This is a genomic window from Actinosynnema sp. NPDC049800 (assembly GCF_040656635.1).
Classification (GTDB): domain Bacteria; phylum Actinomycetota; class Actinomycetes; order Mycobacteriales; family Pseudonocardiaceae; genus Actinosynnema.
The window spans coordinates 118409-142852 of the sequence record NZ_JBFAMT010000016.1 but is presented as its reverse complement, the minus strand read 5'-3'; the positions used below and the strand labels follow the sequence as shown (position 1 = coordinate 142852).

Sequence of the window (24444 nt, the reverse complement as noted above, 5' to 3'; positions counted from 1 at the left end):
GTGTTGCTGGCACTGGAAGTGAGGTACACCCTTCCATCCCGAACGAGTCGCTTTCTCATGTTTCCCTCACCGCTCGAATGAAGTCGACAGTCTCCTCGACCGACAGCGCGTGGGCAGCCGCGTCATCCCACACCGCCCGCAGCCGCGCGACCCCTTCCGCATCCTCCACCGGGCTCAGCCCGGCGAGACTGTCCACATAGGCCGAGCCCAGGTCATCAGCGGGGAAGTCGTAGATGATCAGTGTCCCAGAGAGGGCGCCGTAGGCACCAGCACCATTCGGGATGACCTGGATGTTCACATTGGGCAGTCGCGCCGCTTCCAGCAGGTAGTCCCACTGATCGGCCATGGTGGCGGGTCCGCCGATCTCCCGGCGCAATGCCGCTTCGTCGATGAGCGCGTGCAGGATGAGCGGGTTCGGTTCTCGGCGCAGCAGGCCCTGCCGGTCCAGGCGTTCCGGCGCGGCCCGCTCTTCCCAGTTCTCCCCTGGCAGCAGGAACCTGTTCCCCACCGCCACCGCTGAGGCGTAGTCGCTGGTCTGAAGCAGACCGGGGACCAGCACCACGTCTATGGCCCGCTCCACCACCGCTTCCGTCTCGTCGCGACGGAAGCGCAGGTAGCTCTTGGGCAGCGAAGCTGCGTGTTCGATGGGGACCGCCTCGTCGTCGGCGATCTCCCACAGCGCCATTGCACGCTCGCGCTCTTCGTCGCTGACCTTCATCACGGAGAGGATGGCGAAGAACAGGGCCCACCTCGGCCTGGCCTCGCCCGCGATCATCCGGCTCCACGTCGAGCGGGACGTCCGGACCTCCTTGATGATCACGTCGGCCTTGAGGCCGGACTTCTCGCGGTACTCCTCCATGAGCGCGCCGAGCTTGCGCTTGCCGCGCGTGGTCCCTACTGCCATTGGCCCACCTTAGCGACACTGCGTAGCCGAACGTTCACCACAACATCACCCTTTTGGGAAGAGGAGTTTTGGGCATTGCGAAGACTACTGTGTCGCCATGGATAAGGTGATGAAGGGCATCCGGGCGTGCATGACGAAGGGCGCGGTGGAGGACGCGGCGACCTTGCTCCTGCACCTGTGGGCGGAGGCGCCGGACGTGGCCGGGCTGCGGGAGACGAGCGTGGAGTTGGCGGACCGGTTCCCGCTGTCCGACTCGGCGGCCGAGGTGCTGCGGGCGGCGGCGTTGAGCAGCGCGGAGCGGGGTCTGCTGCCGGCGGCCGAGGAGTTGGCCAGGCGGGAGGTGGGTGTCCGGCGGGCGCGGTGCCAGGCGGAGCCGACGCCCGAATCGCTGATGGCGCACGTGGGCGCGCTGGACGTGTTGGCGAGCGTTCGGCGGGCGCTCGGCGAGGAGGGTGGCGTCGCCGCGTGCCTGGCCGAGGTGGTGGAGTGGCAGTACGACCACGGCGACCGGGCGGGCGTGGCGTGGGCGTTGCGGGAGCTGGGCGTGCTGGCGATCGAGGAGGGCGACCTCCCGCTCGCGGGCCGGCGGCTGACCCGTGCCGTGTCGCTGTACCGCGAGCAGGCCGACGACTCGGCCGTGCGGTTGGCGCGGGCCGGGTGCTGGGTGCTGCTGGCGTGCGTCCGCTGGGCCGAGGAGCGCCCGACGGAGGCCCGGGTGCTGCTGGAAGCCGCGTTGGGCGACCTCGGGGACGACGACGCGGCCGTGGACGTGCTGCGCCTGCTGGAGGCACTCGACTCCGGCGACGACCTGCCGGAGTCGGTGCCCCTCGGTGCGGAGTTCGGGCAGCTCAGCTGGGTCTGATCAGCGGGGTCTGATCAGCGGGGTCTGATCAGCGGGGTCTGATCAGCGGGGTCTGATCAGCTTGGTCTGATCGCGATGCCCACCGGATCGTGGTCGACCACGAGACGTCGGTCAGGAGGGCTTGAGCACGTCCAAGCCGACGAACGGGCGCAGCGCCTGCGGGACGACGACCGAGCCGTCGGCCTGCTGGTGGTTCTCCAGGATCGCGACGATCCACCGCGTGGTGGCCAGCGTGCCGTTGAGCGTGGCGGCGATCTGCGGCTTGCCGTTCTCGTCGCGGTAGCGCACGTTGAGCCGACGGGCCTGGAACGTGGTGCAGTTCGAGGTCGACGTCAGTTCCCGGTACGCCTGCTGGGTCGGGATCCACGCCTCGCAGTCGAACTTGCGCGCGGCCGACGTGCCCAGATCACCCGCGGCCGTGTCGATGACCCGGTAGGGGACCTCGATCTTGGCCAGCATCTCCTCTTCCCACGCCAGCAGCCTGGCGTGCTCGGCCTCGGCGTCCTCCGGCTTGACGTAGGAGAACATCTCGACCTTGTTGAACTGGTGCACGCGGATGATCCCGCGGGTGTCCTTGCCGTACGAGCCGGCTTCGCGCCGGTAGCACGACGACCAGCCCGCGTACCGCTTCGGGCCGTCCAGGATCTCGTCCGCGTGGTACCCCGCGAGCGGCACCTCCGACGTGCCGACGAGGTACAGGTCGTCGGCTTCGAGGCGGTAGATCTCGCTCGCGTGCGCGCCGAGGAACCCGGTGCCGGCCATGATCTCCGGGCGCACCAGGGTCGGCGTGATCATCAGCTTGAACCCGGCCGCGGTGGCCTGGGCGACGGCCATGTTCAGCAGCGCCAGCTCCAGCTGCGCACCCACGCCGGTCAGGAAGTAGAAGCGCGAGCCGGACACCTTCGCGCCGCGTTCCATGTCGATCGCGCCGAGCCGGACGCCCAGGTCCAGGTGGTCGAGCGGCTCGAAGTCGAACTCGCGCGGCTCGCCGACGTGCTTGAGCACGGCGTAGTCGTCCTCGCCGCCCTCGGGCGCGTCGGGGTGGACCACGTTCGGCACGGCGCGGTGCAGTTCGTTCAGCTCCGCCTCGGCGGCGGACTGCTCCGCCTCGGCGGCCTTGACCTCGGCGGCCAGCTCCTTGCCCTTGGCCAGCAGCGCGTCGCGCTCCTCGCCCTTGGCCCGGCCGACCTGCTTGCCGAACGTCTTCTGCTCGCCGCGCAGCGCGTCGGCGCGGGCGATGGCGGCCCGGCGGCGCTCGTCGGCGGACAGCAGCGCGTCGACCACGGTCTCGTCCTCGCCACGCGCGCGTTGCGACGCGCGGACGGCTTCCGGGTTCTCGCGCAGTGCCTTGAGGTCAATCACACCAGGAAGGGTAGTACCCGGCCGGAAACGGTTTGCACGACGTCGCGCCCCGCTGCCGGACGCCGCTGTCGGACCCCTCGGGCAGGATGCGCGCGTGGTTGAACGAACGGACGACGACGACGCCGGCCTGCCCACCGAGGCGCCGGAACTGGCCGAGAACTACGCGCGCACCCTGGTGCACGCGGGCATGACCTCGTTGGACGACACGGTGGAGCAGGTGCTCGACTACGTGGCCGACGAGCACCCGATCACACCGGCGGTCGCGCGGGCGGTGGTGGAGCGGGTGTGGCGGGAGCGGTCCGCGGAGCAGGAGGCGTGGCCGGAGAGCACGGACGTGGACCGGCTGTTCGCCGTGTTCGACGCGCTCGACCGCGACGGGATCGTGGCGCGCGCCGACTTCACGTGCTGCCAGACGTGCGGGCACGCCGAGATCGGCGACGAGGCGGGCGACGACGCGCGCGGGTACGTGTTCTTCCACCGGCAGGACACCGAGAGCGCGGTGGCGGGCGACGGGGTGTGGCTCGCCTACGGCTCGTTCGGCGAGCCCGCGGGCCACGGGTCCACCGACCACGCGGCGGCCGACGAGGCCGTGGCGCGCGAGGTGGTCGCGGCGCTGGCGGCGAGCGGCCTGCCCGTCGAGTGGAACGGGTCGGCGCGCACCCGGATCAAGGTGGGGCCGATGGACTGGCGGAAGCGGCTGCCAGTGGCTTGACCAGCACATCCCTGGCGGTACGGGCTCGGCAGCACGCAACCCGGCAGCACGGCCCAGCAGCGCGAAGGGGGCGTGCCCGACCAGCGGGCACGCCCCCTTCGCCGTGCGAGCTACGAGATCGCGACGGCGACCACGAGACCGAGGGCGACGTGCGCCGAAGCCACGACGACGCTGGCCGGCGCGAAGCGGTCCGACTCGATCAGCGAGCCGATGTCCAACCTGGTCACCCATTCCAGCAGCCGCACCGCCAGGACCTGCACGATGATGCCGACGAAGCCGAAGATCAGGGCCGAGAGCAGCCCCTCGTCCAGCTTGCCCGCCGCGCTGTAGATCGCCACGACGACGATCAGCGCCATGCTCACCAGACCGGCGGAGGTGACGATGACCGCGTTCGGGGCGCCACCGCGGACCAGGGCGCTCAGCTTGCCCGGGGTGGTCCAGTCGATGGCGTAGAAGCCGACGACCATCAGGATGAGGCCGACGATCGCGTACAGCGCGATCGCACCGACGCCGGTGCCGATGGCGGACCCGAAGCCGGGGTCCAACGCGAGTGGGGGAATCACAGACCCTCCATGTGCAGGTTGATCGGTTGTGCCGCCGGTGAAGGAGCCGGTGACGACGGGTGTGGTGAGGACGGGCGTGGTGCGGTCACGCGTTACGGGGAGGGTCTCATTCGACGATCCTGTGCGGCACGAACGCCGCGCCGTCGTCGGTGACCAGGCCGACGGTCTCCCGGATGCCGAGGCCCGCCGAGGCGTCGCCGACGACCCACGCGCCGAGCGCCGGCCGGTAGCCGTCGAACTCGGGCAGCGGGTCGAAGAGCTGGTAGACGAAGCCCTCCTTGCCATAGACCCCGCCGGTCTGGGTCTCGTAGCCGGGGGCGACGATCTGGATGTTCTGCCCCTCACGGCCCAGCCTCGGCTTGCGCACGTACTCGGTGAGCAGGCCGGGGTCGTCCAGGAACGCGGGCAGCAGGTTCGGGTGGCCCGGGTACATCTCCCACAGCACGGCCAGCAGCGCCTTGTTGGACAGCAGCATCTTCCACAGCGGCTCGACCCACAGGGTGCCGGGCAGGCTCTCCACGGCGTAGCGGCCGAACTGCTCGTCGACCACCCACTCCCACGGGTAGAGCTTCACGACCGTGCCCATCGGCGCGTCTTCGAGGTCGACGAACCGCTTCAGCAGCGAGTCCCAGCCGATCTCCTCGATCGCCAGGCCGACGGTGTCCATGCCCGCCTCGGCCGCGGTCTCCTGCAGGTAGGCCACGGTGACGTGGTCCTCGCCCGAGGGGTCGGCACCCGACCAGGTGAAGTGCAGCTCGTTGGACGGCAGCCGACCGCCGATCTCGGCCCAGCGCTCGACCAGCTTCTCGTGGATCGAGTTCCACTGGTCGTCCTCGGGGTGGACGTCGGTCTTCCAGTTCCACTGGACGACCGACGCCTCCAGCAGCGACGTGGGCGTGTCGGCGTTGTACTCCAGCAGCTTGGCCGGCCCGCTGCCGTCGTAGCGCAGGTCGAACCGCCCGTAGACGTGCGGGTCGCGGCGCTTCCACGACTCGGCGATCGCGGGCCACAGCCACTCGTTGATGCCGAAGTCGCGGTAGCGCTCGGTGACCACCACGTTGTCGACGGCTTCGAGGCACATGTTGTGCAGCAGCTCGACGTCGGCTTCCAGCGACAGCACGTCGCTCATGTCGAAGACGTAGTGCGCCGACTCGTCCCAGTACGGGCGCGGGCTGCCGTCCGCGGCCCGCGCCGGCGCCCCGAACACCAGCCCCTGCTCGGAGACGGTGCGCTGCCAGTTCGGCCGGGGCGCGGAGGTCTCCCGACGCACTCAGCTGCCCCCGCTCTTGCTGCCGCCGGACACGCCGAACCCACCGCGCTGCACGACCGTGCCCGACTTGGTGCTGATGTTCGCGCCCTTGGGCATGGTGTAGGTGCCGCCGCTGATCTTCTGGCCGACGGGGGTGCTCGGCGCGCCGTAGTTGTACCGGTACGAGCTGCCGCCGATGTAGATGAACCCACCGCTGACGTAGCCGCCGTGCGACCGGGCGTAGCTCTCGTCGCAGTACTGGTCCTCGACCACCACGTCGTCCTTGACGCACTGCGCGACCACGTCGTCGGGGCTGGACGCGGCGTACCAGATGGCCACCACGCCGGCCACGCCGACGGCCACGCCACCGCCGATGAGCAGCCGCTTGCGCAGCTTCTTGCGCCGCGCCTCCTCGGCCTCGACGGCGAGCTGCTGCTCGCGCTGCTGCTCGATCGCCGCAGCGCGGGCGCGCTGCTCGGCCAGTGTCGGCGGCCGGGGCTTGGTCTGGCCCGCCTCCTGGTTGCGGATCTGGCCACGACCACCCGACGGCGGTCCTTGCGGCGCGCCCTGCGGCGTCGGGGGCACGTACGGCGGCGGCGACGCGCCACCGCTCCCCGGCCCCGGCGTCGCCGGTCCGCTCGATCGGTCCGGTCCGCTCGGCCCACCCTGGCCGGGCGTCGCGGCGCTACCGGTGTTGTCGTTCTCAGTCATCAGCCACTCCCGGCGGGGACGGTACAGAGATCGGCCGCCGAATGGGTGACGAGTGTCCCAAAAGCAACACTCTCCACCCGCCCGAACGGTTGCACGGCCTACACAGGCATCATGGAGTAGATGTCCGCCACCACGCGCTGGTTTCGTCGAGGTGACCACTTGGTCATGCTCGGCGCGTCGGCTGGCGCGTTCGTGCTGCTCGCCCTGAGCACGCTCACGGGCTGGCCGGTGGGCGCGGGCGGCCTCGGCAGCCCGGCCACGACCAAGGTCAACCCCGTCATGGCTGCTCAGGCGGGTGATTGCCTGAACTGGACCAAGCCGGACCTCTCGGACGTCGAGAAGGTCGACTGCGCGGCCCAGCACCTGTTCGAGGTTACCGGTGTGGCGGACATCTCCGCCGCTCACGGGCCTCAGGCGCCGTTCCCGGACGACGAGCAGTGGCAGTTGATCAGCCAGGAGCGGTGCGCGAAGACGTCGCTGGACTACCTCGGCGGCAAGTTGGACCCGTTCGGCAAGTACACGGTCGGTCCGCTGAACCCGGGCGAGCGGCTGTGGGGCGAGGGGCAGCGGACGCTGCGCTGCGGCCTGCAGGTGGCCGGTCCGGCGGGCGGGCTGCTCCCGTCCTACGGCACGGCGCGCACCCAGGACCAGTCCGACGTCTACGACCCGGGCGTGTGCCTCGGCATCACCGCCACCGGGTCGGTCGGCGACCCGATCGACTGCGCGAAGCCGCACACGTTCGAGATCACCGGCGTGGTGCCCCTGCCGCCCGGCGAGTTCCCGCCGGCCGAGCAGCAGGACGACGTGCTGTTCGGCGAGTGCGGCAGGCTCACCGCCGAGTACACCGGCGGCGCCGACCTCAAGGCCCGCGGCCTCATCGTCACGTGGGACACGCGGGCGCCGGAGAGCTGGGCCGCCGGCTCCCGGCTGGCGAACTGCAAGGTCGGCGCGCAGCCCGTGGACAACGTCCTGATCGCGTGGGAGGGCAGCGTCCGCAACCCGAACGCGCCGCCGCTGACCACGTCCAACCCGCCGCAGACGACCGCCGTGCAGCAGGACGAGCCGACCGGCGCGCCGCTGCACTCGCAGTCCAACTCCAGCTCCGCCGCGCCGCCCTCGTCGGGCTCCAAGCCGCCGAAGTCGGACGAGACGACGACAGCCACGACCACGACGACGTCGAGGTGACGACATGCCGGTGGAGATGACCCGTCAGCGGTTCGAGGAGCTGGTCGGCGAGGCCCTCGACCTCATCCCGCCGGACTTCGCGGCGGCGATGAGCAACGTCGTGGTGCTGGTCGAGGACCGCAACGCGGACGTGCCGAGCCTGCTCGGCCTCTACCACGGCATCGCGCTGACCAGCCGGACCACCGACTACGGCGGCGTCCTGCCGGACCGGATCTCCATCTACCGCGAGGCGATCCTGGACATCTGCCGCACCGAGGACGACGTGGTGGAGGAGGTCGTGGTCACCGTGGTCCACGAGATCGCGCACCACTTCGGCATCGACGACGCCAAGCTGCACGAGCTGGGCTGGGGCTAGACGCGCCCAGCCTGATCAGTCGGGCAGGTCCGCGATCCGGTTGGCGATGGTCTCCAGGGTCGTCAGCTCGTCGGCGGACAGGTGGTCGATGAACCGGTCCCGCACCGACCGCACGTGCCCCGGCGCGGCCTGCTCCAGCGCGGCGAAGCCCTCGTCGGTGAGGTGGTAGATGCTGCCGCGGCCGTCGTTGACGTCCTCGGTGCGTTCGAGCAGCCCGCGGGCTTCCATCCGGGCCGCGTGGTGCGAGAGCCGGCTGCGCGACCACTGCATCTTCGCGGCGAGGTCGCGCAGCCCCCAACGCCGGTCCGGCTTCTCCGACAGCGTGCTGAGCACCTCGTAGTCGGTCGAGGAGAGGCCGAGCGCGGCGAGGTCGCGAGCGGTGCGCGCGGGCAGCACGGTGAGCAGGCGCCGGAACGCCCGCCACGCCCGCTCTTCGTCCGGCGTCAACCACGGCACCTCGGGCATCGCCCCATCCTGCCACCTTTGACATGTCAACGAAACCGGAGCTAGCCTCGTTGACATGTCAAAGAAACCCGTCCGCGTCCTGGTGGTCATCGCCGGCACCCGACCCGGTCGGCTCGGCCGTGCCGTCGGCGAGTGGTTCACCCGGGTCAACCACGACGTCGCGGTCGACAGCGCCGCCGAGACCGCCATCGCCGACCTCGCGCGGATCGGGCTGCCCCTCCTGGACGAGCCCGAACACCCCTCCTCCGGCATCTACCACCACGAGCACACGCGGGCGTGGAGCCGGCTCGTCGCCGACGCCGACGCGTTCGCGATCGTCACCCCCGAGCACAACCACGGGATGCCGGCCGCCCTGAAGAACGCCCTGGACCACCTGTCCGAGGAGTGGGCGTACAAGCCGGTGTCCTTCGTCGGCTACGGCCACACCTCGGCGGGCACGCGCGGCGTCCACATGGCCAAGCAGGTCGCCACCACCCTGCGCATGATGCCCACCGGGGCCACCGTCGCCCTGCGCATCGGCGACCACTTCGGCGACGACGGGCGACTGCTCGACGACCCGTCCAGGGACGAGGCCGCGCGCCACGCGTTCCGCGAGCTGGTCCGCCTGGCCCGCGTCCTGCGCCCGCTGTACCGGCCGGACGGCGACGCGGTCGCCCCGGCCGTCCCGCCGCCGGTGCCGGGGGTGCGCCTGCGGCCCGCCGACGCCGCCGACGCGGCGGAGCTCGTCGTCCTGCAGCGCTGCTGCTGGGTCCAGGAGGCCGTCGCCAACCACGACTGGGACCTCGCGCCGCTGCACGAGGCGGTCGACGACGTCCGCGCCTGGACGGCCGACTGGGCGGTGTGGTGCGCGCGCCTCGACGGCCGGCTGGTGGGCGCCGTCCGCGCCCGCCGCGACGGCGACACGTGGGACATCGGGCGCCTGATGGTCGCGCCCGACCTCGCGGGCCGGGGGCTCGGCGCCTGGCTGCTCCGCTTCGCCGAGGGGCAGGCGCCGGCCGGGGTGCGCACGGCGCGGCTGCACACCGGCGCCCGGAGCCACCGCAACGTCGCCCTCTACGAGCGCTCGGGGTACCGGCGCGGCGCCGTCCAGGACGGCGTCGTCCCGTTGACCAAGCCGGTCCCGGCGGGCGCGCGGCGCTGATCAGTCCCCGACCACGTCCACCCCGGTCCACGACGTGCAGCGCCAGCCGTCGCCGCCGCGTTCCAGCACGACCCGGCCGGTGTTGGGCAGCAGGCCCGCCTCGGCCAGCGCGGGGCCCACGTTGCGGGCCAGGGCGAGCGCGCCCATCCGCAGCACCGCGCCGTGGCTGACCAGCACCACCGTGTCGCCGTCGCGGTGCTTGGCGGCGATCCCGTCGACCGCGGCCAAGTAGCGGTCCAGGGCCTGGCGACCGCTCTCGCCGCCGGGCAGCGGCACGTCCAGCTCGCCCTCGGCCCACTGCTTCACCGTGGCGATGAAGACCTCGAACGCCTCGCGGTCGTGCCGCCCTTCGAGGTCGCCGCAGAAGATCTCCTGCACGCCGTCCACGACCTCGACGTCCAGGCCGTGCGCCGCCGCCACGGGCGCCGCGGTCTGCTGCGCGCGCACCGCCGTGCTGGCGTACACGGCCGCCACGGGCTCGGCGGCCAGCTGCTCGGCCAGCGCGGCGGCCTGGGCCCGGCCCGCGTCGGTCAGCGGCGGGCCGGGTGGCAGCGAGTCCAGCGCCATCTTCACGTTCGACGCCGTCTCGCCGTGTCTGACCAGGATCAACCTCACGCGCCGTGCCCCCTCCGGACCGCGTCGACCCACTCGGCCGCCGCCACGAACTCCTCGTTGCCCGCCACCACACCGCCCGGCTCGGCCTTCGGGTACGAGCCCAGGAACCGGGTCTGCGGGCAGTGCCGGTGCAGCGCCGCCAGCGCGTCGCCCACCCTCGGCTCGACCACGTGGCCGTCGAAGTCGATGTAGAACCGGTACTCGCCGAGCCTGCCCTTGGTCGGCCGCGACTCGATGCGGGTCAGGTTGATGCCGCGCAGCGCCAGCTCGGTCAGCAGCTCCGACAGCGCGCCGATCCGGTCGGCCGCCGTGCAGACGACGGACGTGCGGTCGTGGCCGGTCGGCTCGGGCAGCTCGCCGGGCGGGCGGAGGAGCAGGAACCGGGTCTTCGCGTCCCGCACGTCGGCCACGTCGGTGGCCAGCACCTCCAGCGGGTAGTGCCGCACGGCCACCGGAGCGCTCACGGCGGCGTCGAACTCGCGGTTGAGCACGGCCCGCGCCGCGGCGGCGGTGGACGTCGTGGCGACCGCCTGGGCCTGCGGCAGGTGCTCGGCGAGCCAGTGCCGCACCTGGGCCAGCGCGTGCGGGTGGCTCGCGACCGTGCGCACGGGCTCGCCGCCGGGCCGCACCAGCACGCTGAACCGCACCGGGAGCACCGCCTCGGCGACCGCGACCAGCGGCTCGCCCTCGGTCAGCGCGTCCATCGTCGCCGGCACCGCGCCCTCGACGGAGTTCTCCACCGGCACGCACGCCGACGCGGTCTCCCCGCGCCGGGTGGCGGCCAGGGCGGCGGGCACCGTGTCGAACGGCACGAGCTCCTGCTGCGGAGAGGCGAAGCCGCGTGCGGCCTGCTCGGTGAACGTTCCCTGCGGTCCGAAGTAGGCGAGCACGGCCGCAACGATACGAGGACCACGTCCGGTGACCGTTGTTGAGGCGAGGATCACCCGCCTGGTGGGTGCCCGCCCCCGTTCCGCCGCAACCCGTTCTCCTGGAATGCTGGTGACGTGTCCGCCGCCGATACGGAGGGTGAGATCAACGCTCCGGTAGCAGTTCCCCGTCTGGTGTTGTGCGCCGTCGACGAACCGCTCGCCCGCGCCTGGCTCGCGGTGGCCGAGGGCCGCAGCGGCGTCGAGGTGCACCGGGGCTCGGTGCTCGACATCGTCGCCGAGGCCGTGGTGAGCCCCGCCAACTCCTCCGGCTGGATGCGCGGGGGCATCGACGCGGTCTACGCGCGGGCGTTCCCGCTGGTGGAGGGCAATGTCCGCAGTGCCGTGCTCGGCCTGCACGGCGGCGAGCTGCCGGTGGGCGAGGCGCTGGTCGTGCCGACCGGCGAGCCCGAGCCCGAGTGGCTGATCAGCGCGCCGACCATGCGGCAGCCCGGTGAGCTGCTGCCCGAGGACACCGTGCACCCGTACCTGGCCGCGCGCGCCGTGCTGCGGTTGTGGCTGGGCGGCCGGTTGGACGACGGCCGCCCGGTGCGCGAGGTCGTCCGCACGATCGCCATGCCCGGCCTGGGCACGGGCGTAGGCGGAGTCGCGCCCGCCACGTGCGCCCGGCAGGTCGCGGCGGCGTGGGACGAGGTGTTCAGCCCGCTGCCCAGCAGGTAGCCGCCAGTTGTGCACAACCTGTGGACAGTTCGCCCGGGACCTGTGGACAACTAGCGCGGCGCGACCCAACGTTCCAGGTCCAGCTCGTCGGTGATGGGGATGCCGTAGTCCCCGACGCTGGGGATCTCCGGCTTGAGGCGACGGGCTTCGCGCACCGCGTCGGCGCGCAGGGCGGTGAGCCGGAAGCCGCGGCGCTGGTAGAAGCGCAGGGCGTCGAGGTTGTCGTTGGTCGTGGTGAGCCTGACCCGGGAGCAGCCGAGCTGGCGGGCCCGGCGGACGGCGGCGTCGACCAACGAGCTCCCGACACCCCTGCCTCTTCGCAACGCGTCGATGGTGACGATCTCCAAGTGTCCGTCGGCGGCGGCGTAGGTCAGCAACCCGACCACGGTCTCCTGCTGTTCGACCAGGAACCCGGGCAGGCTCGCCGGGAAGAACACCTGGCCGTGGGCGACCGCGGTGTGCGCGCCCCACAGTTCAAGCACCAGCCTGCCGACGACGATCCGGTCGGCTTCCTCGATCGCGCGTACGAGCATTCCTGCACTGTCTTGGCGGGCGCGCGCGGTGGGTACCGGCATTCGACCTATGGTTGGTTCGTGCCGGTGCGAGTGTTGCTCGTAGACGACCACGAGGTGGTGCGCAGGGGGCTGCGCGAGTTGCTGGAGGACGAGGACGACATCTCGGTGGTCGCCGAGGCGGGCGGGGTGGACGAGGCCCTGGTCCGCGCTTCGGCGACCCGGCCCGACGTCGCCGTGGTGGACGTGCGGCTGCCCGACGGCGGCGGCGTGGAGCTGTGCCGCCGGCTGCGCGGCCTCGCGGACGGGCCCAGGTGCCTGGTGCTGACCGCGTTCGACGACGAGGAGGCGCTGGTCGGCGCGATCATGGCCGGCGCGTCGGGCTACCTGCTCAAGCAGGTGCGCGGGCAGGACCTGGTGACGGCGGTGCGCGAGGTGGCGGCCGGCCGTTCGCTGCTGGACCCGCAGACGACGTCCCGCGTCCTGGACCGCATGCGCCGCCCGGTCGAGGTGGACGTGCTGGACGCGTTGACCGAGCAGGAACGGCGGGTGCTGGACCTGATCGGGGAGGGCCTGACCAACCGCCAGATCGCCGAACGGCTGTTCCTGGCGGAGAAGACGGTGAAGAACTACGTCACCGCCGTGCTGTCGAAGCTGGGCATGGAACGCCGCACCCAGGCCGCCGCCTGGGTGGCCCGCCGGTCACGCTAGCGGCACGTGCCAGCTGATCGTGGTGCCGGTCCGGGGCGACGAGGTGATCTCGCAACCGCCGCCGGCCGCCAGGGCGCGCTCCTCCAGGTGCCGCAACCCCCGCTTGGCCACCCCCCGCGGGACGCCGCACCCGTCGTCGGCGACCTCCAGGTCGAGCCGGTCGGGCGTGCGGCGCAGCGCGATGCCGACGTGCCGGGCGCCCGAGTGCCGCACCACGTTCGACAACGCCTCCCGCAGCGCCGCGCGGGCGTGGTCGGCCAGGTCCGCGGGCACGTCCGCGACGTCGCCCTCGACGCGCACCTCCGGCTCGAACCCCAGCAGCTCGCCCGCCGTGCGCGCCTCGGCCAGCACCGAGCCCTTGAGGTCGACGTCGGCGGGCTTGCCCGGGTCCGCGCTGCGCAGGGCCCGGACGGTGGCGCGGACCTCGGCCATCGTCCGGTCGAGCTGGTCCACGCAGTCCGCCAGCCGCCGCGCCTCCCGGCCGTCGAGCTTGAGCCGCCGGTCGAGCAGGTCGAGCTGCACGCCGGTCGCGTACAGCCGCTGGATGATCACGTCGTGCAGGTCGCGCGCGATGCGCTCGCGTTCCTGGTAGACCGCTATCCGCTGCCGCGCGGTCGACCCCTCGGCCAGCACGACCGCGAGCCCCGCCTGCGCGGCGAACGCGGCCAGCACCTCGACCGTGTCCTGGCTGAACGGCTGCGCGCCCTTGCGCCGGTACACCGCCAGCGCGCCGATCCGGCGCTCCTTGGTGCCGAACGGCGCGACCGCGAACGGCCCGTAGCCCCGCAGCTCCTTGGGCACGAACGGCGCGGTGCGCGGGTCGGTGGTGAAGTCGTCCGCGACCACGGGCACGCCGGTCCGCGCCGCCCGTGCCGCCGACGAACGGCTCGACAGCACGACGCCCACCGGGTCGTCGTCGCCGGAGGACGCCTCGACGGTCAGCGTGCCGTCCTCCGCGGTCACCATGGCCAGGCCGAGGTCCGCGCCGGCGAGCTCGACGGCGCTGCGCACCACGAGCGGCAGCACGGCGTCCGGGTCGTCGCCGGCCAGGGCGGCCGAGGTGATCTCGGTCGACGCGGCGAGCACGCGGGCTGGGTCCACGGTGGTCAACGGTAGGCCCTGGTCCGCATCCGCCCGTCGGCGACGTCCAGCACCAGGTCGGCGCGGTCCGCTTCCGCCGGCCGGTGGGTGATGTGGATGACGGTCTTGTCCCGCAGCACGTCGTCCAGGCGGGCCAGCAACGCGGCGGCGGTCGGCTCGTCGAGGTGGGCGGTCGGCTCGTCCAGCAGCACGAGGTCGGCGTCGTGGAGCAGGGCGCGGGCCAGCGCGACCCGCTGCGCCTCGCCGCCCGAGAGCAGGGTCGGGCCGATCACGGTGTCGAGGCCCAGCCGGACGCCCGCGACGTCGAGCGCCCAGAGCAACCGCGCGTCATCCGCTCGGGGGTCGCCCAGCCGCAGGTTCTCGCGGACCGTGGTCGAGACCAGCATCGGCTCCTGCGGGCACCAGGCCACGCGGTCGGGCCGCCACACCAGCCCGCGTTCGGGTTCCAGGAACCCCAACAGCAACGCGAACAGGCTCGACTTGCCCGCGCCCGACGGGCCCACCACGGCCACCTTGGCGCCCGCAGGCAGGTCGAACGACACCCGCTCCAGCACGGGTTCCGCGCTGCCCGGCCACTTCAGCGTCACGCCTTCGAGCCCGACCGCGCCGCCGACCGAACCCTGCTCGACCCGGGCCGGCGAGGTGCTCGGCGACTGGTCGACGATCCGGCCGTACGACTCGCGCAACGCCGCGCGGTGCTGGGCGGCGGCGGGCAGCGCGCCCAACACCTCGGCCAACGCGAGCGGCACGAGCCCGAGGACGGGCACCAGCAGCGGGTCGACGCCGCCGGCCAGGCCGATGCACACCGCCGACGCCAGCCCGGTCGTCAGGTGCACGATGCCGATCGCCGCGCCCGCGCCGAGGGCCTGCCGCCGTGCCTGGCGGGCGAGTTCGGCGTCCTGGCGCGCCAGCTCGGCGCGCACCTCGCGGTCGGCGCCGAACGCGATCAGGTCGGGTGCGGCGGTGAGCAGGGTCAGCACCTGCTCCGACACGTGCCGCCGTCCCCTGGCGAGCACGGCGGTGGCGCGGCGTTCGGCGAGCACCGCGACGACCGGCGCGAGCGTGCCGCCGAGGACCAGCGCCACGGCCAGCGCGAGGCCGGCCATCGGCTCGATGATCGCGAACAGCGCCACCGCGGCGGCCGACACGCCCACCGCGATCAGCGGCGGCTGCAGGACGCGCGGCACCAGGTCGCGGACCGCGTCGACGTCGTCGACCAGTCGGGTGAGCTCGGCCCGACCCGGCCGGAGGCCGCGCCACAACCGGACCCGCAGCGCCTCGGCGTAGCGGAACGCGGCGTCGTGCGACACCAGCCGCTCCAGGTACCGGAACACGCCCTTGGCCAGCGCGAACGTCCGCACGCCCACCACCAGCACCGACAGCGTCAGGATCGGCGGCTGGGTCGCGGCCTTCGCGATCAGGTAGGCCGCGAACGCCGTCAACGCCACACCGCTCAGCGAAGCCGCCGCGCCCAGCAACGCACCCGCCAGCAGCCGCCGGGTCGGCCGCGGCGTCCGCGCGGTGGTCGACCGGTCGTCCACGACGCCGACCTCACGGGCCGCCGCGACCTCCTCGGCCTGCTCACCCACCCGCCGGTGCGTCGCCAGCACGACCGCCGCACCACCCTCGGCGGCCCGGTGCACGGCGGCCATCACCTTCGCGGCCGTCGCCGGGTCGAGGTGCGCGGTCGGCTCGTCCAGCAGCAGCACCGTCGCGCCGTCCCGGACCCGGGTCAGCGCACGCGCGACCGCGACCCGCTGCCGCTCCCCGGTCGACAGCTCCGCGATCGGCCGCGCCACCAGGTGGTCGGCCGCCACCGACGCCAGCACGTCGTGGTCGACCCGGCCCGCGGTCAGCTCCAGCTCGTCGGCCACGGTCCGCCCGGCGAACGCGGGCCGCTGCGGCACCCAGGCGATGGCCGACCGGTCGACCGCCACCGACCCGCCGTCCGGCTCCACGAACCCCAGCAGCACGGCGAACAGCGTCGACTTGCCCGCCCCGCTGGGCGCGTCCAGCCGGTGCACCTCGCCGGGCCGCACCCGGAACCCGACCCCGTCGGGCGCGAACCGCTCCCGCCGCCGGACGCGGAGATCACGGACCTCCACCCCCTCGACCGAACGGTCCGAGCCGACCGAGCCGTCCTGGCCGACCGAGCCGACCGAGCCGTCCTGGCCGACCGAGCCGACCGAGCCGTCCTGGCCGACCGAGCCGACCGAGCCGTCCTGGCCGACCGAGCCGTCCTTCGCCGGACCGGGCGCGGGGATCTCCGCGACCCGCCGCACGGCCTCCACCCCGTCCTCCGAGGCGTGGTGAGCCGCACCGGCCGCCCGCAACGGCAGGTAGCACTCCGGCGCGAGGATCAACACCACCAGGCCCGTGACCAGCGTCATCTCCCCCGACACCAGCCGCAGCCCGATGCCGACCGCGATCAGCGCCACCGACAGCGACGCCACGATCTCCAGCACCAGCGCCGACAGGAACGCCACCCGCAACGTCCCCATGGTCGCCCGCCGGTACCGCTCGCCCACCTCCCGCACGGCCGACGCCTGAGCCGCCGCGCGCCCGAACGCGGTCAGCACCGGCAGCGCCCGCACCAGCTCCGCCAGCCGCCCCGACAACCGCTCCAGCGCCGTCGCCGCCGCGGCCACCCGCGCCGAGGTGAACCGGCCGATCAGGATGGCGAACACGGGGATCAGCGGCAGCGTCACCGCGATCAGCACGGCCGACGTCGGGTCGGTGAAGAAGATCCAACCGCCCACCGCCACCGGCACCACGGCCGTCGTCACCAGAGCCGGCAGGTACCGGGTGAAGTACGCGTCCAGCGCGTCCAGCCCCTTGGTCGCGAGCACCGCCAACGACGCCGGCCCCCGCGCCACGATCCACGACGGCCCGAGCCCCAGCGCCCGGTCCAGCACCGCCGCCCGCAGCTCCTCCTTCGCGCCCGCCGCCGCACGCGCCGCCACCGTCTCGGTCGCCCACGCCAGCACCGCCCGCGCCACGACCGCGCCCGCCAGCACCCACAACGACCCGCCGGTCACCAGCGCCGACGCCAGCGCGACCGCCTGCCACACCAGTGCGCCGGCCGTCAGCGCGGCCAGCACCGCACACCAGGCCAACGCCCGGCGCGCCGAGCGCGAGAGCGCGGGCAGCGCGCCGAGCGGGCCTTTCCCCGGCTTCTTGGCGGAAGGGGCTCCGGGGAAGTTCATCGGGTCGTCCCGGCGGGCACGTGGGCCTCCGGGATGTGCCGGGTGCCGATCCGCTTGCGGAACACCCAGTACGTCCACCCCTGGTAGACGAGCACCGCGGGCGTGCCGAACGCGGCGACCCACGTCATCACGGTCAGCGTGTACGGGCTCGACGCCGCGCCCGCCACCGTCAGCGACCAGGCCGGGTCCAAGGTGGACGGCAGCACGTTCGGGTGCAGCGCGCCGAACAGCGCCGCCACCGCCGCCGCCACCACGACGCCCATCAGCGCGAACGCCTGCCCCTCGCGCCGCAGCACCAGCCGCCCGTACGCGCCCAGCGCCGCCAGCGCCACCACGATCGACGCGCCCCACGTCCACACCGAGCCGAACCGCAGCTGCACGATCAGCAGCAGCACCAGCAGCGGCAGCAACGCCACCGGCGCGACCCTCAACGCCAGCGCGCGCGCCCGTTCCCGCACGTCGCCCTCGGTCTTCAGCGACAGGAACACCGCGCCGTGCACCAGCGCGTACCCGGCCACCGCCACCGCGCCGAGCAGCGTCTCCCACCGGATCGAGGCGAACGGCGAGCCGACGCGGTCGCCGGCGGCGTCCAGCGGCATCCCGAACACCGTCGTCGAGAGCAGCAACCCGACCGCGAGCGCGGCGGTCCACGACCCGGTCACGATGACCGCGTCCCACACCCGCCGCCACCGCGCCGAGTCGACCTTCCCCCGGTACTCGAAGGCGACACCGCGCCCGATCAGCGCCAGCAGGAACAGCACCAGCGGCAGGTACACCGAGCTGAGCAGCGCCGCGTACCAGGCGGGGAACGCGGCGAACGTGGCGCCGACCGCCACCAGCAGCCACACCTCGTTGCCGTCCCACACCGGCCCGATGGTGTTGATCAGCACCCGCCGTTCGCGCTCCGAGCGCCCGAGCACGGGCAGCAGCATGCCGACGCCGAAGTCGAAGCCCTCCAGGAACAGGTAGCCCAGCCACAGCAGGGCGATCACGCAGAACCAGAACGTCTCCACGGCTCCCCCTCTCAGTAAGCGAACGTCAGGACGTCGTCGTCACGCGATCCGGCGTCGTCATCCGGCTTTCGAGCCGGCAGCACGCCCGCGATCCCCGCGCGGACGTACCGCCGGATCAGGAACACCTCGACGCCCGCCAACACCCCGTAGACCAGCGTCAAGGCGACCAGCGACGTCAACACCTCCCCCGGTGTCGACGACGACACGGCCCGCGCGGTGAACATCCACACCCCGTCCACCCCGCTCGGGTTCGGCACCACCACGAACGGCTGCCGACCCATCTCGGTGAAGATCCAGCCGAAGCTGTTGGCCAGGAACGGCGTCGCGATGCTGCCCAGCGCCAGCCACTTGAACCACCGGCCGCGCGGCGTCCGACCACCGCGCGTCAGCCACAGGATCAGCAGCCCCGCGCCGACCGCGATGCCGCCGAAGCCGATCATCAGCCGGAAGCCCCAGTACGTGACCGGCAGGTTCGGCACGTAGTCGATCGGCTTGCCCGACAGCTCGCCGAGCTTCGGGTCGACCGGGTAGTTCGCGCCGTACTTCTCCTGGTACATCGGCACCAGGTCCTCGATGCCCTTCACCTCGGTGGTGAAGTCGTTGTGGGCCAGGAACGACAGCAGCGCGGGCACCGTGATGCTCTTGACGTTCTCGCAGTCGGGCCGCGACACGTCGCCGAGCGCGAACACCGAGAACGCGGCGGGCGACTCGGTGTGGCACAGCGCCTCGGCGGCGGCCATCTTCATCGGCTGCTGCTCGAACATCAGCTTGCCCTGCATGTCACCGGTGATCGCGAGCCCGGTGAACGCCGCGACGCCCACCCACGTGCCGAACTTGACCGACGCGCGCCACACCGGCCCGTCGTCGCTGCGCCGCCACAGGTGCCACGCCGCGACGCCGACCAGGAACGTCCCGGCGACGGCGAACGCGCCGAAGATCGTGTGCGGGAACGCGGCCAGCGTGGTGTTGTTGCCCAGCACCGCCCAGATCGACGTCAGCCGCGGCCGCCCGTCGACCAGCTCCACGCCGACGGGGTGCTGCATCCACGAGTTCGCGGCCAGGATGAAGTACGCCGAGGCGATCGTGGCCAGCGAGAACGCCCACACGCAGGCCAGGTGGACCTTCTTCGGCAGGCGGTCCCAGCCGAAGATCCACAGCCCGAGGAACGTCGACTCGACGAAGAACGCGACCAGGCCCTCCATCGCCAGCGGCGCGCCGAACACGTCGCCGACGAAGCGCGAGTAGGCGCTCCAGGTCATGCCGAACTGGAACTCCTGCACGATGCCGGTGACCACGCCCATGGCGAAGTTGATCAGCAGCAGCTTGCCCCAGAACTTGGTCATCGCCAGGTACTTGCGGTCACCCGTGCGCACCCACGCGGTCTGCATCCCCGCCACCAGCAGGGAGAGCCCGATGGTCAGCGGCACCATCAGGAAGTGGTAGACGGTGGTGATGCCGAACTGCCACCGTGCCAGGTCGAGGACGTCCACGGGTCGACCGTAGGTCCGGGCCGGGGGCCGGCCTCAGGTACGACGGTCCCCCGGGACCCGGGACCAAGGTCCCGGTGTTCGGCGTCACGCCGGCGCCGCCGCCCGAACCGGCTACGATGTTCGGGCCAGAGGGGAGTAGTTCCCCCGGGTCACCACGACCGGGGCGAGAGGATCGACACACTGATCCGCCTGCGCGCGGATCCGGTCCCTCACCCGTTCTCCGGAACGGGCGAACGAGACCTCCGGCCGGGTAGCGCACCACGCCCGGTCGGGGTCGTGCTGCCTCCGTCCGGGTTCACATCGGACGTCGGAGGTTCCCGTGGCACCTGAACTCATCGCGGCGGCGACGGCTTTCGCCATCGTCTTCCTGGCCGAGCTGCCGGACAAGACCATGGTCGCCACCCTCGTGCTCACCACGCGGTACCGGGCGTGGCCGGTGTTCGCCGGCGTCACGGCGGCGTTCGCGATCCAGTGCGTGGTGGCCGCGACGTTCGGCGGCGTGCTCACCCTCCTGCCCGACCGGGTGGTCGCGGGCGTGGTCGCCGCGCTGTTCGGCGTGGGCGCGTTCCTGCTGCTCAAAGAGGGTTTCTCGAAGGACGGCGACGAGACCGGCGCGGCCGCGGACGGACCTGGTCGGGTGACGTTCCGGCGGGCCGCGCTCACGTCGTTCGGCGTGCTGTTCGCCGCCGAGTGGGGCGACGCCTCGCAGCTGGCGACCGCCGCCCTGTCCGCCCGCTACGCGAGCCCCGTGTTCGTCGGCCTCGGCGCGTTCCTGGCGCTGGTCACGGTCGCCGCCATCGCGGTCCTGGTGGGCCGCCGGATCGCCACCCGCATCCCGACGCACCTGATCCAGCGGGTGAGCGGCTTCGTGTTCGCCGCGTTCGCCCTGGTGGCCCTGTGGCAGGCGGTGGTGGGCTAAGCGGTCGCGTCGACGCCGCGGGTGAGCAGGTGGGCCTCGCGCATCCGGCCGTCCGGGGTGAACCGCCCGAAGAAGTGGACGTCGATGGCGAGCGGCTTGCCGAGGTTGACCACGTGCAGGGTGTACCGGGCGGCGATCCGGTCGCCGGGCGGCCGGCGCGGGTGATCCGGCGGGGCCGGGAGACGGGCGAGTTCGACGACAGGCTGCCGGTGGACTGCTGATCGCCGTCACGGTGAAGCTCGGCCACGCGGCGAGCGAGGAGGTCGAGGCCGGCCGAGCTGTCCGAGGAGGAGTCGGCGCACCCTCCGGACCACCCTCCTGCGCGTCCTCCGCGTCGGACCGCTGACCACCGGTCCGACCCGGGTGTCAGACCAGCCCGTCGAGCTTGAGCGTCACCGGGAACGGCACGGAGGTGGTGAATTCGCCTGTCACGTCGCCGGCGTCCTGGTACCCGAACTCGCCGGCGTGGTGGCAGGCCACCAACGAGACCGGCGGGTCGAGGTCGACGATCCAGTAGTGCGGAATACCCGCGTCCGCGTACTCCCCACGCTTGAGCACCCGATCCATGCGCTTCGACCCGGGCGACACGATCTCGATCACCACCAGCACGTCGGACGCCTTGAGCAGTCCCCCGCTCCGGGTCGCCTCACGCGGCACGACGACCAGGTCGGGCCGCCGCGAGAATCCGGGATCGCCCGGCGGGACCAGTTCCAGGTCGACGTCGACGTCCTGGATCGCGACCAAGTCGCCGGGCACCTGGTCACGGAGCTGGACGAACAGCTCACCCGAAGCCATCATGTGGCGCGGACTCGGGCTCGGTGACGTCAAGGTGCGACCCTCTTGCAGCTCGGAGTAGCCGCGCTCGGTCTCCCCGAGCGCCGCGTATTCGGCGACCGTGAACAAGTGGACGTCCTCGGCCGAGTTCTCCATGTCCTCGGACAGAGCGATCACTTCGTTCCCCTCAGTCTCACTGAGAGTGTCCCAGAGGCTACTGTGCGTCAGCGCAACGCGTCAGCGACCTCCTGGGCCGCCCGCACCACGTGCGGCCCCACCACGTCACCGTCCAGCTTCTCCAGGGCCACCACGCCCACGCTGGCCCGCAATCCGGGCACGCCCCGCACCGGCGCCGCCACCCCGAACGCACCCGGCTGCAACTCGCCCGTCGAGTGGACCCACTGCCGCCCTTCCGGCGACAGCCCGATGGCCTTGCCCGCCGCGCCCCGGTGCACGGGGTGGCGCGACCCGACCCGGTAGGCCACGTGGTACGCCGTCCACGACGGCTCCACCACGGCCACCGCCTGCGCCTCGCTCCCGTCGGCCACGGTCAGGTGCGCCGTCGCGCCCACCGTCTCCGCCAGAGTCCGCAGCGCGGGCTGCGCGGCCAGCCGCAGCTGCGGCAGCACGTTCGACGCCAGCCGCAGCACGCCGAGCCCGAGCCGCACCTTCGACCCCTCCCGCCGCACCAGCCCACGCGACTGCAACGGCACCAGCAGCCGGTACACCGCCGCCCGCGACGCGCCGATGGCCGCCGCCAGCTCGCTGATCGACGGCGCCTCCGACTCGGCGTCGGCCACCGCCTGGAGCAGGGCCAGGCCCCGCTCCAGGGTCAGCGAGCTCTCCTTCGACGCGGGTGCCGGCAGCCGGCCGCGGGGATCGGGTCTGACCACGCTCTACCTCTCGTCGGCGGGGACGACCGTGCCGAGGACCTCGGCCAGCCCGACGACCGAACCGCCTTCACCCGGAGCCGTCGCGGTGATCCGCACCGTGTCGCCGTCCTCCAGGAACGTCCGCTCGCCGTCGTCGAGCACCACCGGCTCCTTCCCGCCCCAGCTCAGCTCCAGGAAGGAGCCGCGCTCGTCGCGGGCCGGGCCGGACACGGTGCCCGACGCGATCAGGTCGCCCGGCCGAACGGTAGCGCCGTTCACCGACAGGTGCGCGAGTTGTTGCGCGAAAGTCCACGACATCTCGCGGAACGGCGGCCTGGACACCACCGTGCCGTTCCACTCGACCTCCAGGTCGATGTCCAGGCCCCACGACCGGTCCTCGACCAGGTACGGCAGCAGGTCGTTGCCCAGCGGCGGCGGCGACACCCGGGCCACCGCGAACGCCTCCAGCGGCGTGATCCACGCCGAGACCGACGTGGCGAACGACTTGCCCAGGAACGGCCCGAGCGGCTGGTACTCCCACGCCTGTACGTCCCGCGCGGACCAGTCGTTGACCAGCACCACGCCGAACACGTGCTCGACCGCCTGCGACGGCGTCAGCCGCGAGGCGACCGGCCCGCCGCAGACGAACCCGACCTCGGCCTCGATGTCCAGCCGGCCCGTCGGCCCGAACACCGGGCCGGACGACGACCGGCGCTGCCCGTGCGGCCGGACGATCGGCGTGCCGGACACGACCACCGTCCCGGCCCGGCCGTGGTAGCCGACGGGCAGGTGCGTCCAGTTCGGCAGCAGGGCCTCGCCGTCGGGCCGGAAGATCCGGCCGACGTTCTCCGCGTGGTGGCGAGACGAGTAGAAGTCCACGTAGTCGGCCACGGTGAACGGCAGCACGGCGCCGTCCAGCCCGACCAGCTCCGCGCCGCGCGGCGCCGACGTGGCCGAGACGATCTCGACCAGCCGCGCCCGCAGTTCGCTCCACGTGGGCCGGCCGGCCGCCAGCAGGGCGTCCAGCGTGCCCGTGGCCACCAAGGGCTCCAGCCGCTCGCCCAGGGCCAGTCCCCGCAGCAACAACGCCTGGTCGCCCACCCGCACCGCGACACCGCCGGGCACCACGCCGTAGGGCAGCGTCTGCGGCCCGAACGGCTCGTCCGCGGTGAACGCGGGGTCCTCGATCCAGCTCACAGCAGACCCAGCTCCTCCAGGTCGGCGATCGGCTCGTCCAGCGAGCACGACCCGTAGGAGGCGAACACGCCCCGGACGGCGTGCGCGGCCTGGTCGGACAGCCCGTTGGCCTCTTCGCCCAGCGCGACCGCGTCCGTGCTGGACAACGCCTCGCGCACGTCGCCACCGGAGAGCGAACGCGCGGTTGCGACGAGCAGGTTGAGGAACCCGTGGTGGGTGAACCCGGTCTCGGCGTCCGTGTGCCGCACGGCGTGGTGCAGGCCGGCGGTCGCCTTGAAGGCCACGCCGCCGCTGCTCACCACGGCCAGGAAGTCGGCGACCTCGTCCACGCTCGGGAAGTTCTCCTTGCTGACCCCGCCGCAGCGCAGCTTCGGCCAGCTGCCGTGCTCGATGACGCGGCGCACGCCGTCCAGCCACTCGGCGCCGCCCCGCCGGGGCTCGACGACGCGGATGACGTCCTCGGGCACGAACTCGGAGACGCGTTCGAGCCACACCTCGTCCACGTCGGACGGGGCCGGCATCTCGACCATCCGCAGCGCCAAGAGCTCACTGCGGGACTCGACGATCGACACGGCCTTGGGCACACCTCCCAGACCCGTGTCGATGACCAGCGAGAGGGCGACCGGCTTCACCGGCTTGACCTTGATCAACTCGGTGATGAGCTCGGCCAGTCGCGAAGCGGGGCACAGGAAGAGGCCGACCGCACCGGCCCATTCCCCGGCACGTGCGTCGAGGTGGCCGCGGACCGCGTCGGGCATCGAGGCGTTGCCCGGCGGGAACAGTGCGGCGTCGTCGACAAGCCTCGCGAGCAGGGGCGGAGTGCCGCGTGGACCGGGCGCACGGAGTTCGAAGGCGCTTGACACGGCTGACACGCTAGTGGCGTACCGGTCAATGAACAAAGATGTCCGACTATCGAAC

The 24444-nt window shown here is 72.7% G+C and carries 25 protein-coding genes; 8 read left to right on the top strand and 17 right to left on the bottom strand.

Features of this window, described 5'->3' with window-relative positions:
* Positions 1-55: 55 nt before the first annotated feature.
* Positions 56-904: a helix-turn-helix domain-containing protein gene (locus AB0I91_RS20845; protein WP_498771104.1), complete on the bottom strand. Its 849-nt coding sequence runs from the start codon at positions 902-904 to the stop codon at positions 56-58.
* Between the two features lie 97 nt (positions 905-1001).
* On the opposite strand from AB0I91_RS20845, the gene AB0I91_RS20840 reads away from it, so the two are divergent.
* A complete protein-coding gene (locus tag AB0I91_RS20840; protein WP_499638251.1) occupies positions 1002-1766 on the top strand; it encodes a hypothetical protein in 765 nt (254 codons plus the stop codon).
* 111 nt (positions 1767-1877) lie between these two features.
* Here the strand turns inward: AB0I91_RS20840 and serS are convergent, their stop codons facing one another.
* Positions 1878-3128: a serine--tRNA ligase gene (gene serS, locus AB0I91_RS20835; RefSeq protein WP_498771108.1), complete on the bottom strand. Its 1251-nt coding sequence runs from the start codon at positions 3126-3128 to the stop codon at positions 1878-1880.
* Positions 3129-3222: 94 nt separating this feature from the next.
* Here serS and AB0I91_RS20830 point away from each other — a divergent pair, with 94 nt between their 5' ends.
* The gene (locus AB0I91_RS20830; protein WP_499638248.1) at positions 3223-3840 is read left to right on the top strand and encodes a DUF6891 domain-containing protein; all 618 of its coding nucleotides are present in this window, start codon (positions 3223-3225) and stop codon (positions 3838-3840) included.
* A 110-nt stretch (positions 3841-3950) separates the two neighbouring features.
* On the opposite strand, the gene AB0I91_RS20825 is transcribed toward AB0I91_RS20830, so the two are convergent.
* From AB0I91_RS20825 to AB0I91_RS20815, 3 genes are all read right to left on the bottom strand, one after another.
* On the bottom strand, positions 3951-4403 hold the full coding sequence (locus AB0I91_RS20825; RefSeq protein ID WP_230569367.1) for a DUF350 domain-containing protein: 453 nt from the start codon (positions 4401-4403) through the stop codon (positions 3951-3953).
* Between the two features lie 106 nt (positions 4404-4509).
* Positions 4510-5673: a glutathionylspermidine synthase family protein gene (locus tag AB0I91_RS20820; protein WP_498771112.1), complete on the bottom strand. Its 1164-nt coding sequence runs from the start codon at positions 5671-5673 to the stop codon at positions 4510-4512.
* Positions 5674-6363, bottom strand: coding sequence for a hypothetical protein (locus AB0I91_RS20815; protein WP_498771114.1), 690 nt, complete (start codon positions 6361-6363; stop codon positions 5674-5676). It lies immediately after the preceding gene.
* 120 nt (positions 6364-6483) lie between these two features.
* Here AB0I91_RS20815 and AB0I91_RS20810 point away from each other — a divergent pair, with 120 nt between their 5' ends.
* Entirely contained in the window at positions 6484-7548 is a 1065-nt protein-coding gene (locus AB0I91_RS20810; RefSeq protein WP_498771116.1) for a septum formation family protein, read from the top strand.
* A 4-nt stretch (positions 7549-7552) separates the two neighbouring features.
* Positions 7553-7903, top strand: coding sequence for a metallopeptidase family protein (locus tag AB0I91_RS20805; protein WP_230569370.1), 351 nt, complete (start codon positions 7553-7555; stop codon positions 7901-7903).
* Positions 7904-7918: 15 nt separating this feature from the next.
* Here AB0I91_RS20805 and AB0I91_RS20800 read toward each other — a convergent pair whose 3' ends face one another.
* Entirely contained in the window at positions 7919-8368 is a 450-nt protein-coding gene (locus AB0I91_RS20800; protein WP_498771118.1) for a MarR family winged helix-turn-helix transcriptional regulator, read from the bottom strand.
* A gap of 55 nt (positions 8369-8423) precedes the next feature.
* Here AB0I91_RS20800 and AB0I91_RS20795 point away from each other — a divergent pair, with 55 nt between their 5' ends.
* Entirely contained in the window at positions 8424-9509 is a 1086-nt protein-coding gene (locus AB0I91_RS20795; RefSeq protein WP_499638245.1) for a GNAT family N-acetyltransferase, read from the top strand.
* Here AB0I91_RS20795 and AB0I91_RS20790 read toward each other — a convergent pair whose 3' ends face one another.
* Entirely contained in the window at positions 9510-10124 is a 615-nt protein-coding gene (locus AB0I91_RS20790) for a histidine phosphatase family protein (RefSeq protein ID WP_498771122.1), read from the bottom strand. It lies immediately after the preceding gene.
* Positions 10121-11014 carry a prephenate dehydratase gene (gene pheA, locus AB0I91_RS20785; protein ID WP_499608131.1) on the bottom strand — a complete coding sequence of 298 codons (894 nt, stop codon included), beginning with the start codon at positions 11012-11014 and terminating at the stop codon, positions 10121-10123. Before pheA ends, AB0I91_RS20790 begins: the two co-directional genes overlap by 4 nt.
* A 114-nt stretch (positions 11015-11128) precedes the next feature.
* Here pheA and AB0I91_RS20780 point away from each other — a divergent pair, with 114 nt between their 5' ends.
* Entirely contained in the window at positions 11129-11731 is a 603-nt protein-coding gene (locus AB0I91_RS20780) for a macro domain-containing protein (protein ID WP_498771126.1), read from the top strand.
* Positions 11732-11781: 50 nt separating this feature from the next.
* On the opposite strand, the gene AB0I91_RS20775 is transcribed toward AB0I91_RS20780, so the two are convergent.
* Positions 11782-12264, bottom strand: a complete 483-nt coding sequence (locus AB0I91_RS20775) for a GNAT family N-acetyltransferase (RefSeq protein WP_498771128.1) — start codon at positions 12262-12264, stop codon at positions 11782-11784.
* Positions 12265-12324: 60 nt separating this feature from the next.
* Here AB0I91_RS20775 and AB0I91_RS20770 point away from each other — a divergent pair, with 60 nt between their 5' ends.
* Positions 12325-12954: a response regulator gene (locus AB0I91_RS20770; protein WP_498771130.1), complete on the top strand. Its 630-nt coding sequence runs from the start codon at positions 12325-12327 to the stop codon at positions 12952-12954.
* On the opposite strand, the gene AB0I91_RS20765 is transcribed toward AB0I91_RS20770, so the two are convergent.
* From AB0I91_RS20765 to AB0I91_RS20750, 4 genes are read right to left on the bottom strand one after another with little or no spacing between them, the layout of a single operon-like run.
* Positions 12946-14064, bottom strand: a complete 1119-nt coding sequence (locus AB0I91_RS20765; RefSeq protein ID WP_498771132.1) for a GAF domain-containing sensor histidine kinase — start codon at positions 14062-14064, stop codon at positions 12946-12948. The genes AB0I91_RS20770 and AB0I91_RS20765 overlap by 9 nt on opposite strands.
* Positions 14061-17261 carry a thiol reductant ABC exporter subunit CydD gene (cydD, locus tag AB0I91_RS20760; protein WP_499638242.1) on the bottom strand — a complete coding sequence of 1067 codons (3201 nt, stop codon included), beginning with the start codon at positions 17259-17261 and terminating at the stop codon, positions 14061-14063. The genes AB0I91_RS20765 and cydD overlap by 4 nt, the downstream gene beginning before the upstream one ends.
* On the bottom strand, positions 17258-18274 hold the full coding sequence (cydB, locus tag AB0I91_RS20755) for a cytochrome d ubiquinol oxidase subunit II (RefSeq protein ID WP_498771136.1): 1017 nt from the start codon (positions 18272-18274) through the stop codon (positions 17258-17260). Before cydB ends, cydD begins: the two co-directional genes overlap by 4 nt.
* Before the next feature lie 11 nt (positions 18275-18285).
* The gene (locus AB0I91_RS20750; RefSeq protein ID WP_498771138.1) at positions 18286-19764 is read right to left on the bottom strand and encodes a cytochrome ubiquinol oxidase subunit I; all 1479 of its coding nucleotides are present in this window, start codon (positions 19762-19764) and stop codon (positions 18286-18288) included.
* Positions 19765-20083: 319 nt separating this feature from the next.
* Here AB0I91_RS20750 and AB0I91_RS20745 point away from each other — a divergent pair, with 319 nt between their 5' ends.
* A complete protein-coding gene (locus tag AB0I91_RS20745; protein ID WP_499638239.1) occupies positions 20084-20683 on the top strand; it encodes a TMEM165/GDT1 family protein in 600 nt (199 codons plus the stop codon).
* A 366-nt stretch (positions 20684-21049) separates the two neighbouring features.
* On the opposite strand, the gene AB0I91_RS20740 is transcribed toward AB0I91_RS20745, so the two are convergent.
* The 4 genes from AB0I91_RS20740 to AB0I91_RS20725 are packed head-to-tail and all read right to left on the bottom strand — an operon-like array spanning position 21050 to position 24389.
* Positions 21050-21634, bottom strand: a complete 585-nt coding sequence (locus tag AB0I91_RS20740) for a Uma2 family endonuclease (RefSeq protein ID WP_499638237.1) — start codon at positions 21632-21634, stop codon at positions 21050-21052.
* 47 nt (positions 21635-21681) lie between these two features.
* A complete protein-coding gene (locus AB0I91_RS20735; RefSeq protein ID WP_498771144.1) occupies positions 21682-22350 on the bottom strand; it encodes an IclR family transcriptional regulator in 669 nt (222 codons plus the stop codon).
* Between the two features lie 3 nt (positions 22351-22353).
* Entirely contained in the window at positions 22354-23526 is a 1173-nt protein-coding gene (locus AB0I91_RS20730) for a fumarylacetoacetate hydrolase family protein (protein ID WP_498771146.1), read from the bottom strand.
* Entirely contained in the window at positions 23523-24389 is an 867-nt protein-coding gene (locus AB0I91_RS20725; protein WP_498771148.1) for a hypothetical protein, read from the bottom strand. Before AB0I91_RS20725 ends, AB0I91_RS20730 begins: the two co-directional genes overlap by 4 nt.
* Positions 24390-24444: the final 55 nt, after the last annotated feature.